Source organism: Curtobacterium sp. MCLR17_051, from assembly GCF_003234395.1.
GTDB classification, from domain to species: Bacteria; Actinomycetota; Actinomycetes; order Actinomycetales; family Microbacteriaceae; genus Curtobacterium; species Curtobacterium flaccumfaciens.
This window is the reverse complement of the sequence record NZ_QKTA01000004.1, coordinates 18,679-31,095: the sequence shown is the minus strand read 5'-3', so window position 1 is coordinate 31,095 and position 12,417 is coordinate 18,679. Positions and strand designations below refer to the sequence as shown.

The following is a 12,417-nucleotide window of genomic DNA, read 5'->3' as shown; positions in this document are numbered from 1 at the left end:
TGGAAACAGCGCGTCGGTAGCGCTGCTAACACAGTGATAGCACAGATCCGTTATCGTTGTTCCGTGATCGAGCAGGGAAGCCAGCGCGACGAGACGCGTTCACGCATCGTCGAGGTCGCCGGCACCATGCTGCGTGAACGCGGTGCCGCGGCGGTGACCACGCGGGCGGTCGCGGACGGCGCAGGTGTCCAGGCACCGACCATCTACCGGCTGTTCGGCGACAAGGACGGTCTGCTCGAAGCGGTCGCCGAGCACGCGATGGCGACGTTCTCGGCGATGAAGGCCGACGCCGTCCGGGCTGCTCGTGACGAGGCGACCGATCCCGTCGAGGACCTGCGCACCGGGTGGTCGATGACGATCGGCTTCGGGCTGGCGAACCCCGACCTGTTCGTGTTGTTGAGCGACCCGGAGCGCGGCCGTCGGTCGGCGGCCGCCCGCGCCGGTACCGCGCTGCTCGCAGAACGCATCCGGCGGGTGGCCGAGGCCGGACGACTGGCCGTGCCGGAACACCGCGCGGTCGAGCTCGTGCACGCGGCCGGCACCGGTGCGGTGCTCGCGATCCTGGCCGCTCCGGCGGACGAGCGGGACCCGTCACTCGCCGATGACGTCCTCGATGCCGTGCTCGGGCGGATCCTCGTGCCGAGCGGGCCGACGAGGGACGACGGCGGCGCGGCCCCGGGTGGTCGCGGTCGGTGGACTGACGCCGTGACGAGCGCCGCGATCACACTGCGTGCCGCAGCGCCCCGGCTCGATCGACTGTCGGCAGCCGAGCGGACGATGCTCGCGGAGTGGCTCGACCGGATCGCCGCGGACTAGCCCTCGCGGGTGCCCGCCAGCCCGTGGTCGTGGGCGTAGACGACGAGCTGCACCCGGTCGCGCAGCGACAACTTGCCGAGGATGCTCGAGATCTGGGTCTTCACCGTCGACTCGGTGACGTACTCCTTCATGGCGATCTCGGCGTTCGAGAGCCCACGGGACGCCCACCCGAACACGACGCGCTCCCGCTCGGTCAGGGTCGCGAACTCCGGCGGCTGCGGTGCCGGGGCACGAGCGACGTCGGTGCCGAACAGCTGCGCGAGGTCGTTCGGTGCGATGACCGAGCTGCCCTCGTGCACGGCCCGCACCGCGGCGAACAGGAACGGCGGCGTGGTGTCCTTGAGCAGGAACCCGCTGGCGCCGAGCCGGATCGCGGTCGCCGCCGCCGGGTCGAGCCCGAAGGTGGTGAGCACGACGACGCGGGGGAGCGGGCCCGCGACGGCACCGGAGTAGAGCTGCCGGACGGTCTCCACGCCGTCCATGCCGGCCATCCGCATGTCGAGCAGCACCACGTCGGGGCGCACCTCGGGGATGAGCGCGAGCGCTTCGGCGCCGTCGGAGGCCTCACCGACCACGCGCATGTCGTCCTGGGCGTCGAGCACCACCCGGAGCCCGGCGCGGAACAGCGCCTGGTCGTCGGTGAGCAGGATCCTGATCGGTTCGGTCATCGGACGGGTCCCCCTTGGACGTCGAACGGGATGCGGGCGCGTGCCGTGAACACGTCGTCCAGCACGGCGGCGTCGAACGACCCACCGAGGGCGCCGAGGCGCGAGTCCATGCCGTCGATCCCGCGGCCCGAGCCGGCGGTGGTGCCGTCTCCGGCGACGTTCTCGACCTCGAGCACCAGGTCGGCGTTCCGCCAGGTCTCCCGCACGACGACCGGGTTGCCGGGGGCGCCGTGACGCAGGGCGTTCGTGAGCATCTCCTGCAGCACGCGTCGGGCGGCGGTGCCGGTGTCCGGGCGCAGGGCCAGTGGGACCCCGCGCACCGTGCGGTCGACGTCGACCCCGGCGTCGCGGATGCCCTGCACGATCTCCTCGAGCGAGCCCGGGCCGGTCGCCTCGGCGGAGCCGTCGATGTGCCCGAGGACCTGTCGGACCTCGACCAGGGAGCTGCGGGCGGTGCTCGCGATGGTGGCGCTGACCGCTCGGATGCGCGCCTCGTCGTCGAGGAACGGCACCGAGTCGGCCTGCGCGATGATGACCGCGAGCGAGTGGCCGACGACGTCGTGCACGTCGCGGGCGATGTCCGCGCGGATGCGTTCGGACTCGGCGACGTCGATCGCGCGGGTGGCGGTGGCCTCGGCCTCGGTGGCGACGGCTTCGGCACGTGATGCTGCGGCCTCGGCGTCGGCACGGCGCTCCGACTCGCGGTCGCGCGAGCGGAAGGCCCGGACGGCGACCCCGCCCGCCCAGACCCCGAGCAGCGCGGTCACCGGGGCGGCCATCGCCAGGAACGCCTGGTCGCGCGGGCCGTTGATGAGCACGAGGAACCGGAAGCCGGTCGACGCCAGGTAGACCGTCGCACCCGCTCCGGCGACGACCGCGAGCACGCCCGAGACGACGACCTCGGTGCGGGTGCCCACGACCGCGGCGGTGCCGATCACGACGAAGAGCGCGAGGTCCACCAGCGACGGGCGCTCGCCGCCGCCGACCTGGATCACCCCGAGGACGACGACCATCGCCATCGCGGCGGACGGGGAGATGCGACGGAGGGCGATCGCCACCGAGGCCGACAGGACCGCGGCGAGGCTCGCGTGCTCGAGCTCGAGGTCGATGGGCAGCAGGAACACGAACGCCGCCAGGACCGCCCAGGCCACGTCGATGACGATCGACCGGGTGGCGAGCGGCCGGAGGAACCTGCCCCGTTCGGTCACGAGAGCGATCCTCCCATGCCGTACCGGCGTCACGCGGGCGGGGCCATGGCCATCAGTGCGATGACGGTGGCGACCACGATCGCCGCGCAGAGCAGCAGGGTGGCGATCGTGTGCTTGGTCGAGGTCTGCATGCTCCCAAGCCTGCGCAACCGGACGGCCGAGGGCATCGGGCGGTCGACCGAAGGGCCTCGTCCTGCCGGGTGAAGCCGACGGTTGACCCGGATCCGTGGAACGGCGCATCCGAGACACCCTCTGCGTGATCCGGCCACCTTGGACGGCCGCTCAGTGCCCCCGGCGAACCATCGGCCGTGCAATCGCTCGATCGAGACGAAGGAGCACGTTTTGTACTTCCACAAGCAGGAACTCCAGTTCAAGGCAACGCCCGACAAGCCCGACGCGATCTACGCCCGCAAGCTGCAGGAGGTGCTCGGTGGCCAGTACGGAGAGATCTCCGTCGCCATGCAGTACCAGTTCCAGGCGTGGAACATGCACATCCCCGGCAAGTACCGCGACATGGTGTTCGGCATCGGCGCCGAGGAGATGGGCCACGTCGAGATGCTCGCGACGATGATCGCGCAGCTGCTCGAGAAGTCCCCGCTCGGCATCACCGAGGACGCGCTGCAGGACGACCCCACGGTCGCCGCGATCGTCGGCGGCACCGACGTCCAGCACGCGATCGTCGCCGGTGCGGGTGCCCGCCCGGTGGACAGCAACGGCAACCCCTGGCAGGGGTCGTACATCACCGCCAGCGGCAACCTGCTCGCCGACTTCACGGCGAACGAGAACGCCGAGATGCAGGGTCGTGTGCAGGCCGCCCGGCTCTACCACATGACCGACGACCACGGCGTGCGGGACCTGCTGTCGTTCCTCATCGCCCGCGACACCATGCACCAGAACATGTGGGCGACCGCTGCCGCCGAGCTGCGCGAGAAGGGCGTCGAGGGCTTCCCCGTGCCGAGCAACTTCCCGCAGTCGAAGGAGAACCAGGAGGTCAACTACCAGTACCTCAACTTCTCCGACGGTGCCGAGGCGAAGAACGGCCCCTGGGCGAGCGGCCCCTCGTTCGACGGCAAGGGCGAGTACTCGTACCACGACGGCCCGACCACCTCGGTCCCGATGCCCCCGCCCACGCACCCCGACGTCCGGCTCTACGGCACCACCGAGCTGCCGAACGTCGTCGAGAAGACGGCCGGCCTGGTGCAGGACAAGCTGAACAAGGAGTAGTCCCGGCGGTCGCCCACGCGGCCGACGGATGACAGGAGGCCCGGCGCACGACGTGCACCGGGCCTCCTGTCCGTCAGGTGGTCACCGCACCGACGGGGCGGACCCGCCCACGGTCATCAGCGCCCCCGTCTCGGGTTCTTCGTCACGTGGTGCCTCGAAGATGCCCGAGTAGGCGCGGACCGCGCTCCACCCCGCGATCAGCAGGGCCGTGCCGAGGACCGCCGCGACCCAGGGCGCCAGGAGCGACTGCTCGAACAGCCGGGGCGCGGCGACCCAGGTCAGGAACGTGCCGGTCAGGCTGCCGGTGGCTCCGAGGAGCAGGGCGGTGCGCCGGTCCAGGCTCGTCAGCGCGAGCGCCGCGGTGACGACGAGGACCGCGACCACCGCGTTCAGCAGGACGGACGTCATCGCTCAGCTCCTCACTCCGCGGTGCCGGAACCGGCGGCGCCGGAACCGACCGCGAGCTGCTCGGACGCGCCACCGACGGTGACGGCGATCTTGCGCGGCTTCGCGGACTCCTTGACGGGGATCGTGACGCTCAGCACACCGTTGTCGTACCCGGCGGTGATGCGCTCGGCGTCCAGACCGTCGCCGAGCGTCAGCTGCCGGACGAACGTGCCGGGCTGGCGCTCACGGGTGAGCCACTGCGAGCCCTCGGGCGCGCCCAGGGTGCGCTCGGCGCGGATGGTCAGGACGGAACCGTCCACGTCGATGTCGACGGAGCCCGGGTCGATGCCGGGCAGGTCGACGTCGAGGACGTAGTGGTCCCCGGTGCGGTACAGGTCCATCGGCATCGAGCGCGGGCCGGCGGCGGTGCCGAGGAGCGAACCCGCGAGTCGGTCGAGCTCGCGGAACGGGTCGAAGTTCATCGTCATCGAAATCAACTCCTTCGTGGTTCTCGTTGAGTCCCCTCGACTCAACTGCCACCGTTTTAGCACTCGACCCTGGTGAGTGCCAAGAGATCGCTCGGAGGACGCCGAGAACTCAGCCGAGCAGGGGCTCGAGCCGCGCGACCGCCGTCCGCAGGTGCACCAGGGCCTGGCCAGGGGACTCCACCCGGGCCGCGGGCGCCGACAACGTCAGCCCCGCCACGAGCTCACCGCGCTCGCCGCGGACGGGCAGCGCCAGGCACCCGAAGCCCCGCACGAAGGCACCGACCTGCGACGCCGAGGCACCGCCGGCTGCGTGCAGCCGCCCCATCGCGCTCGACCCGGGTGCCGCTCGCAGGGCGGTCGCGTCGAGGAGCGGGAAGTCCGGGTCGACGTCGACGTCGCAGATCCCGTCGGCGTCGTACCGGGCCAGGTGCACCCCGGCGCGGACCGTCGAGCGCACGTCGGACAGCACGGACCGGACGGCGCGGGGGAGCGGTGGGACCGACGGGGCAGCGGCCGGGGCGACGCCGGCGAGCTCCGAGACCTTGTGCCCCAGTGCGAAGCCGCGCAGGTCCGGCAGCCGCACCAGGTACTCGTCCTCCACGAGCAGCGTGATGAGCCGGTAGGTGGTCGCCCGCGGCATCCCGAGCGCGTCCGAGATCTGCTGGGCGGTGACGCCGGGCCCGGCGTGCGCGACCGCCTCGAGCACCGCGAGGGCGTTCTGGATCGCCTTCGGCTGCCGCGCGCGGAGACCGGGTTCGCTCACCGCACCCCCGTCCCGTGGCCGGATCCGGCGGACGGCCGGGAGGCGCCCAGCAGGTCCGCCTCGACCGGCACGTCGTACACCGCCCGGCTCCGACCCCGTCGCCAGGGTCGCCGACGGGTCGCCACCAGGAACGCGACGACGACCGCGGTGACCGCCCCGACGGCGAGGACGACGGCCGGCCACCGGGGCGATGCGGCCTCGACCCCGGCGTAGGTGAGCAGCACGGCGGTGAGCAGGACACCGGTCGTCACCGCGGTGGTCGCCACCCCGGTCGTCAGCTCGCCGATGCGTCGCAGGAACACCGGAGCCGCGAAGCACGTCATCGCGTACGCCGTCAGGTACCCGAGTGCTGCGACGACCAGTTCGGCCTCCATCAGGGACCAGGTCGGGATGCCGGTGAGGAGCCCGAGGACCGGCAGTGCGGTCAGCACCGTGCACGCCAGCACGCCCGCGACGAAGGGTGTCCGGAACCGTGGCGACGCCCGCCCGAGCGCGGCCGGCAGCACCCCTTCACGGCCCATCGCGAACAGCACCCGGACGAGCGCCGTCGTCGAGGCGATCGCGCACGCGGCGAACGAGGCGGCGATCCCGAGGTCGAGCGCCCACCCGACCCACTGCATGCCGAAGGCCGTGGCGAGCTCGTTGACCGGCGACGCGCTCGTGGCGAGGTCGGTGCCGATCGCGGCGAACCCGGTCTGCTGGGCGGCAGCACTCACGACGTAGAGCACGCCCGCGACCAGGACGGTCCACGAGATCGCGCGGGGGATCGCCTGGAACGGACGCCGGGCCTCCACGCCGAGCACCGACGCGCTCTCGAACCCGACGAAGGCGGTGACCGCGAGCGCCGTGCCCACCGCGAAGGGTGCCGGTGCGGTCGGACCGAGCGCGAGGGCGGACGTGTCGACGGGGTGCAGCCGTGCGACCAGGGCGACGATCAGCACGACGATGACGGCGACGGACAGGGTCTCGACGAGCAGGGTGAGGCGCGTCGACAACCGGACCCCGAGGGCGATGACGGCGAACACCGCTGCACCCATGGCGGTGATCACCACGACCGTGACCAGGGAGCCGGTGCCGGCCGTCGGGACGAACCGGGACAGCAGGTAGTCGAGGTAGTAGCCGCTGCCGGTGAGCGAGAACATCGCGATGAACCCGTAGCCGAGCAGCAGTGCGGCGCCCGCGACCACACCGGCCGCCGGCCCCAGGCCGAGCGAGACGTAGGTGTAGAGCGAGCCGGTGCCCGCCACGCGCCGGACGAACTGGTTCACGGTGCGTCCGACCAGGAACGACAGCGCCATCGCCGCGAGCAGGGACCACGTCGCGCCCTGCCCGGCGACGGTCGCGACGAGCACCGGGATCGTGGTGGCCGCCGCCGACGGTGCGACCGCCGACACCGACTGCGCCAGCACGTCGACCGGGCCGACGCTCCGCCGGGACAGCCCGTCGACGGGGGAGCGCGTGCCGATGCCCGGCACCCGTGGCGGGTCGGCGATGGCACGGTCGAGCGCGGTCATGCGGCAACGGTACGGGCGCTGCGTTGCCCCGGTGTCTCGGTCGTGTTTCGCGGTGGTCTCGGGCAAATGAGACGCCTCGCCCGGGCCGTCCCATTCGGGTGCGTGCGGGTTTCACACCCGTGGAACGGGGGCGCAACGGCAGCGCGGGACCGTGGTCCCACCCCGACCCAGTCACCCGAACCGGAAGGCCACGATGTCCAGCATCACGAAGGACCCCGCGTCACTCGGAGCCGTACCCGCACCCCAGCGGACGATGCGCGGCTCGCTCGGCGTCACCGCGATCGTGTTCATGGTCGTCGCGGCCGCCGCCCCGCTCACCGTCGTCGGCGGTGCCGCCCCGCTGGGCATGCTGCTCGGCAACGGCGTCGGGTTCCCGTCGCTCTACGCCGCGTCCGCCGTGATCCTGCTGCTGTTCTCGGTGGGACTGGCGGCGATGACCCGACACCTGCCACGACCCGGCGCCTTCTTCACGTTCGTGGGCCACGGGCTCGGTCGTCCGGCCGGTGCGGGGGCGGCCACCCTGGCGCTGCTGACCTACACGACGATCCAGGTCAGCGTGCACGGCTACATCGGGTACCTGCTCGGGGTGACCGTCACGGGCCTCGGCGGACCGGACATCCCCTGGTACGTGTGGTCCCTGGTCGTCGTGGCGCTCGTCGGGGTGCTCGGCTACCGGCACATCGACCTGTCGAGCAAGGTCCTCGGCGTCCTGCTCGTCGGCGAGGTCGGGATCGTGCTCGTCCTGGTCGCCGCGATCGTGTTCCGGGGCGGTGCCGACGGGCTCTCGCTCGCGCCGTTCGAACCGACCCACGTCATGTCCGGCTCGCCCGGCGTCGGCCTCATGTTCGCCATCGCGGCGTTCATCGGGTTCGAGGCCACCGCGATCTTCCGCGACGAGGCGAAGGACCCGGAGCGCACGATCCCGCGGGCCACCTACACCGCCGTCATCGGCATCGGGGTGTTCTACACGCTGGCGTCGTGGGGACTCGTGATGGCCTGGGGTCCGGACGGTGTGCTCGCCGAGGCCGCGAAGGACCCGGGCGCGCTCATCCTCACCACGGCGGCGCGGTACATCGGCACCGCGGGCGAGGCCGTCATGAACGTGCTGCTGCTCACGAGCATGTTCGCCTGCGTCCTGTCCTTCCACAACGTCATCACCCGGTACCAGCACTCGATGGCGAACGCCTCGCTCCTGCCCGGTCGTCTCGGCACCGTGCACCGCAAGCACGAGTCGCCGCACACCTCGAGCGTCGTGCAGACCGTCACCGCCGCCGTGCTCATGGTCCTGTTCGCCGTCCTCGGCCTCGACCCGGTCCTGCAGGTCTTCAGCTGGTTCGCCGGCGTCGCCACCCTGGGCGTGGCGATCCTGATGGCCGCGACGAGCCTCGCCGTCATCGTGTACTTCCGCCGGAACCGCGCCGACCGCCGCATCTGGAACACCGTCATCGCCCCGGTCCTGGGGTTCGTCGGGCTCGTCGCCTCGGCCGTCCTGATCTGGGCGAACTTCCCGACGCTCGTCGGTGACGTCGACGGTTCCGGAGCGAGCGTCTTCGGTGTCGTCAGCACCGTGCTCACCGGCCTCGTCGTGGTCGTGCCCGCCGTCGGCGTGCTGCAGGCCGTGGTGCTGCGCCGGCGCGACCGCCGCCGCTACGACCAGATGCTCGACCGTCTCGCCAGCGACGGCTGACCGACCCACCCGACCCGCGCCTCCAGACCGAACCGAAGGAACCACCAGCATGACGCTCACCGATCCCGTCACCGCCACCACCCACCCGCTCGCGAACCTGAGCCCCGACGAGTTCACCGCCGTCCGCGACGTCGTCACGGCGCAGCCGGACTGGACCGACACCACGCGCTTCGTCTACGTCGGCCTCGACGAGCCGCACAAGCAGCAGGTCCTGGCCTGGCAAGCCGGCGACGGTCCCCTGCCGGACCGCCGTGCCCGCGTGATGCTCCTCGACATGGCGACCGGACGCTCCACCGACGGCGTCGTCTCGATCACCGACCGGATCGTCCTGTCCACCGACGTGCTCGACGGGTCCCGTGGACAGCTGCCCGTCCTCATCGAGGAGTTCGACGCCGTCGGCGAGATCGCGAACGCGGACGAGCGCTGGGTCGCCGCCCTGGCGAAGCGCGGCCTGACGCCGGACGAGGTGAAGTGCGTCCCGCTGTCCGCCGGGTACTACGACTACCCCGAGGAGGAGGGGCGCCGGATCCTCCGCGTGCTCGCCTTCCGCCAGGACCACCCCGCCGACCACGTCTGGGCGCACCCCGTGGACGGCCTGTCCGTGTACGTCGACGCCGCCAACCGCGCCGTGACCCGCATCGTGGACGTCGCGGAGATGCCCGTGCCCGCCACGTCCGGCAACTTCGACGACCCGGCGGTGCAGGGCGAACCGCTCGACCTCAAGCCGATCGTCATCACGCAGCCCGAGGGGCCGTCGTTCTCGGTCGACGGCGAGTTCGTCGAGTGGGCGAACTGGCGGTTCCAGGTCGGGTTCGACGCCCGCGAGGGGCTCGTGCTCCGGCAGCTGTCGTGGCAGGACGGTGCGCGGCTGCGGCCGATCGTCTACCGGGCCTCGATCGACGAGATGCTCGTGCCCTACGGCGACCCGTCGCCGGTGCGGTTCTGGCAGAACTACTTCGACACCGGCGAGTACCTGTTCGGACGCTTCACCAACTCGCTCGAGCTCGGCTGCGACTGCGTCGGCGAGATCAAGTACTTCGACGCCGTCCTGGCCGACGAGCTCGGCAACCCGCAGACCATCCGCAACGGCATCTGCATGCACGAGGAGGACTTCGGCACGCTGTGGAAGCACGGGGACATCTACACCGGGTCGCAGGAGGTCCGGCGCTCCCGTCGGCTGGTGATCTCGTTCTTCACCACCGTCGGCAACTACGACTACGGGTTCTACTGGTACCTGTACCTCGACGGCACGATCGAGTGCGAGGCGAAGCTCACCGGTGTCCTCTTCACCTCGTCGTACCCGGGTCGGACGGAGTCCGGGGCGGACTACCCGTACGCCTCCGAGGTCGCGCCCGGACTCGGCGCCCCGTACCACCAGCACCTGTTCTCGGCGCGGCTGGACATGATGGTCGACGGGCTGTCGAACGCGGTGGACGAGGTCGACGCCGTCCGGGTCCCCGTCGGCCCGGGCAACGAGCACGGCAACGCGTTCACGAAGTCGGTCACCCGGCTGTCGTCCGAGTCGACCTCCGGCCGTCTCGCCGACGCGTCGAAGGCCCGGACCTGGTTCATCTCGAACACCGAGGAGCGCAACCACCTCGACCGCCCGACCGGGTACGTGCTGTACCCGCAGGACGCCCCGGTGCTGCTCGCGGACGACTCGTCGTCGGTGGCCGCCCGCGCCGAGTTCGCACGGAAGCACCTCTACGTGACGCAGTACGACCCGGCCGAGCGCTTCGCCGCCGGTGACTTCGTGCACCAGAACCCCGGCGGGGACGGTGTCGCCCGGTACGTGCAGGGTGACCGTCCGCTCGACGGCGAGGACATCGTGCTGTGGCACACCTTCGGCCCCACGCACTTCCCCCGGCCCGAGGACTGGCCCGTCATGCCCGTCGACTACGCCAAGTTCACGCTCAAGCCGTACGGGTTCTTCCCGCGGAACCCGGCCCTGAACGTGCCGGCGTCGATCGGGGCGGCGGCCGGGTCGCACTGCTCGCACCACGTCTCCGGCGCCGTCGAGGCCGCACACGACGCAGCCGAGCACCAGCACGACCACGGGCACGGGCACGGGCACGACCACGGGCACGGGGACGGGCACTGACGTGACCGATCTGCTCGGGCTCGCGGCCATCGTGCCGGCGTCGGCCGGGGCCTGCTGCACGGTCGGGGCGTGGCGCCCCGGCCGTGCGGTCGACGTGGTCGCCGCGGTCGCGATGGTGGCGGCGATGGTCGACGGGGCGTTCGGACCCCGGGTCCTGCCGGGTGTCCTGTGGTTCCTGGTGCTGGCGTTCCTCGCCGTGGTGGTCGCCGGGGTGCACCGGTTGCAGTCCACGTCCGCCTGGAGGCGCGGGTCGGCTCAGCCGCCGGGCGCGGCCTCCGCACACGGCCGGTACGGGCGACTGCACGCTGCCCTGGGCCTGCTCGTGATGGGCGCGATGGGTGTCGGCATGGCGCACGACGCCGGCGCCGCGGGGATGCACCAGCACCTCGGGGTGGTCGCGGTGACGTGGCAGGTGGTGCTCGGCGGGTTGACCCTCGGGTACCTGGTGCTCACCGTCCACATGCTCCGTGACGGCGTCCGGCGACGTTCGCGTCCGCTGCCGCTGGTCGAGACCCTGGCGATGGGGGTCGCGGTCGCGGTGATGTCCGCGGCGATGGTCTGAGGCGCGTGCCGCGTGCCGCCGAACCGTTCGGCGCGCAAAACGTACACAGTGCGAATGGTTCGTTGAACTGACCGTTCACTTTGTGAAAGAGTTCAGCCGTCCGCAGGGGACACACGGCAAGCAAGAAGGGCGGGACACGACATGCACAGCACGTACTCCGGGATGCCTCGGACGGCACGGATCGGTGGCAGCCACACCCGCGTCGGTCTCACCGACCCGGCGATCATCGACGCGTACGTCGAGCGTCGCATCCAGGACCCCTCGCTGCTCGCCGGTCGTTCCGAACCGTCCTACGCGGACTTCTTCAGCACGCCTGCCGTTTAGCAAGGAGCGCATGACCCCATGCCGTTGACCGTCGTCCGTCGAGAGCACGTCCACCTCTACGCCCGCGAACCCGAGTCCGGGGTCGCGAAGACCGCCGTCGACGCGCTGCTCCGCCTGCAGCACGCCGAGGACCAGCAGATCGAGTCCGCCCGCATCGAGAGCGGCCTGTCGAAGAACGAGTTCCTCGCCGTCCGGTACATGCTCCAGGCACACCGGGACGGCCGCACGATGGGCCCGAAGGACCTCGCCGTGATGCTCGCCGTCTCGAACGCCTCGGTCACCAAGATCGTCGACGGGCTCGTGCAGAAGGGTCTGCTGTCGCGCACGGCGCACCCCACCGACCGTCGTGCGCAGGTGCTCGCCCCGACCGACCAGGCCGCCGAGAAGATCGACGCCTCGTACGCGCGCTTCCACGCGGCCGTCGTCGAGGTGCTCGAGCAACTCCCCGACGCGGACAACGCCGTCCTCGCCGACTCGCTCACGAAGATCGTCGACGCGCTCGCCGCGGGCACGCCCGCGCCGGTCGACGAGTACACGGTCGACGACCAGGACTGACGTGAGCGCGCCCGGCTGACGCGACCCGGCGGGTGCGACGCGACCCCGACACGGACTGGAGGCCCGTGGTGCGCCCGCCACGGGCCTCCAGTCCGGACGGTGGCGAGAAAACCTTCCAGC

Annotated in this window: 13 protein-coding genes; 7 read left to right on the top strand and 6 right to left on the bottom strand. The window is 71.6% G+C overall.

The features are described 5' to 3' along the window. Positions 1-63 precede the first annotated feature (63 nt). Positions 64-816, top strand: coding sequence for a TetR/AcrR family transcriptional regulator (locus DEJ06_RS05470; protein ID WP_258372374.1), 753 nt, complete (start codon positions 64-66; stop codon positions 814-816). On the opposite strand, the gene DEJ06_RS05465 is transcribed toward DEJ06_RS05470, so the two are convergent. Beyond that, positions 813-1,484 carry a response regulator transcription factor gene (locus tag DEJ06_RS05465; protein ID WP_111038658.1) on the bottom strand — a complete coding sequence of 224 codons (672 nt, stop codon included), beginning with the start codon at positions 1,482-1,484 and terminating at the stop codon, positions 813-815. The two genes, DEJ06_RS05470 and DEJ06_RS05465, sit on opposite strands and share 4 nt — an antisense overlap. Next, on the bottom strand, positions 1,481-2,692 hold the full coding sequence (locus DEJ06_RS05460) for a sensor histidine kinase (RefSeq protein WP_244993310.1): 1,212 nt from the start codon (positions 2,690-2,692) through the stop codon (positions 1,481-1,483). The genes DEJ06_RS05465 and DEJ06_RS05460 overlap by 4 nt, the downstream gene beginning before the upstream one ends. Before the next feature lie 342 nt (positions 2,693-3,034). Here DEJ06_RS05460 and DEJ06_RS05455 point away from each other — a divergent pair, with 342 nt between their 5' ends. Further along, positions 3,035-3,916: a manganese catalase family protein gene (locus DEJ06_RS05455; protein WP_111022461.1), complete on the top strand. Its 882-nt coding sequence runs from the start codon at positions 3,035-3,037 to the stop codon at positions 3,914-3,916. A gap of 81 nt (positions 3,917-3,997) precedes the next feature. Here DEJ06_RS05455 and DEJ06_RS05450 read toward each other — a convergent pair whose 3' ends face one another. The 4 genes from DEJ06_RS05450 to DEJ06_RS05430 all read right to left on the bottom strand — a co-directional run bounded on the left by DEJ06_RS05450 (position 3,998) and on the right by DEJ06_RS05430 (position 7,068). Beyond that, positions 3,998-4,324: a hypothetical protein gene (locus DEJ06_RS05450; RefSeq protein ID WP_071404424.1), complete on the bottom strand. Its 327-nt coding sequence runs from the start codon at positions 4,322-4,324 to the stop codon at positions 3,998-4,000. 11 nt (positions 4,325-4,335) lie between these two features. Beyond that, on the bottom strand, positions 4,336-4,791 hold the full coding sequence (locus DEJ06_RS05445; RefSeq protein WP_111038656.1) for an Hsp20/alpha crystallin family protein: 456 nt from the start codon (positions 4,789-4,791) through the stop codon (positions 4,336-4,338). A gap of 109 nt (positions 4,792-4,900) precedes the next feature. Beyond that, the gene (locus tag DEJ06_RS18480; protein ID WP_258372373.1) at positions 4,901-5,554 is read right to left on the bottom strand and encodes a helix-turn-helix domain-containing protein; all 654 of its coding nucleotides are present in this window, start codon (positions 5,552-5,554) and stop codon (positions 4,901-4,903) included. Next, on the bottom strand, positions 5,551-7,068 hold the full coding sequence (locus DEJ06_RS05430) for an APC family permease (RefSeq protein WP_111038655.1): 1,518 nt from the start codon (positions 7,066-7,068) through the stop codon (positions 5,551-5,553). Before DEJ06_RS05430 ends, DEJ06_RS18480 begins: the two co-directional genes overlap by 4 nt. Positions 7,069-7,261: 193 nt before the next feature. Between DEJ06_RS05430 and DEJ06_RS05425 the strand changes: the two genes are divergently transcribed. The 5 genes from DEJ06_RS05425 (at position 7,262) to DEJ06_RS05405 (ending at position 12,297) form a co-directional block, all read left to right on the top strand. Beyond that, on the top strand, positions 7,262-8,755 hold the full coding sequence (locus tag DEJ06_RS05425) for an APC family permease (RefSeq protein ID WP_027466974.1): 1,494 nt from the start codon (positions 7,262-7,264) through the stop codon (positions 8,753-8,755). A 49-nt stretch (positions 8,756-8,804) separates the two neighbouring features. Beyond that, positions 8,805-10,856, top strand: coding sequence for a primary-amine oxidase (locus tag DEJ06_RS05420; protein WP_111038654.1), 2,052 nt, complete (start codon positions 8,805-8,807; stop codon positions 10,854-10,856). A gap of 1 nt (position 10,857) precedes the next feature. Then, on the top strand, positions 10,858-11,418 hold the full coding sequence (locus tag DEJ06_RS05415) for a hypothetical protein (protein ID WP_111028786.1): 561 nt from the start codon (positions 10,858-10,860) through the stop codon (positions 11,416-11,418). A gap of 141 nt (positions 11,419-11,559) precedes the next feature. After that, on the top strand, positions 11,560-11,742 hold the full coding sequence (locus tag DEJ06_RS05410; RefSeq protein WP_071248776.1) for a hypothetical protein: 183 nt from the start codon (positions 11,560-11,562) through the stop codon (positions 11,740-11,742). Between the two features lie 18 nt (positions 11,743-11,760). After that, positions 11,761-12,297, top strand: coding sequence for a MarR family winged helix-turn-helix transcriptional regulator (locus tag DEJ06_RS05405; RefSeq protein ID WP_071248777.1), 537 nt, complete (start codon positions 11,761-11,763; stop codon positions 12,295-12,297). Positions 12,298-12,417: the final 120 nt, after the last annotated feature.

Coding starts and splice junctions, on each gene's coding strand:
- DEJ06_RS05465 (WP_111038658.1), bottom strand. CDS start 1,484: ATGACCGAACCGATCAGGATCCTGCTCACCGACGACCAGGCGCTGTTC.
- DEJ06_RS05450 (WP_071404424.1), bottom strand. CDS start 4,324: ATGACGTCCGTCCTGCTGAACGCGGTGGTCGCGGTCCTCGTCGTCACC.
- DEJ06_RS05445 (WP_111038656.1), bottom strand. CDS start 4,791: ATGACGATGAACTTCGACCCGTTCCGCGAGCTCGACCGACTCGCGGGT.
- DEJ06_RS05430 (WP_111038655.1), bottom strand. CDS start 7,068: ATGACCGCGCTCGACCGTGCCATCGCCGACCCGCCACGGGTGCCGGGC.
- DEJ06_RS05425 (WP_027466974.1), top strand. CDS start 7,262: ATGTCCAGCATCACGAAGGACCCCGCGTCACTCGGAGCCGTACCCGCA.
- DEJ06_RS05420 (WP_111038654.1), top strand. CDS start 8,805: ATGACGCTCACCGATCCCGTCACCGCCACCACCCACCCGCTCGCGAAC.
- DEJ06_RS05410 (WP_071248776.1), top strand. CDS start 11,560: ATGCACAGCACGTACTCCGGGATGCCTCGGACGGCACGGATCGGTGGC.
- DEJ06_RS05405 (WP_071248777.1), top strand. CDS start 11,761: ATGCCGTTGACCGTCGTCCGTCGAGAGCACGTCCACCTCTACGCCCGC.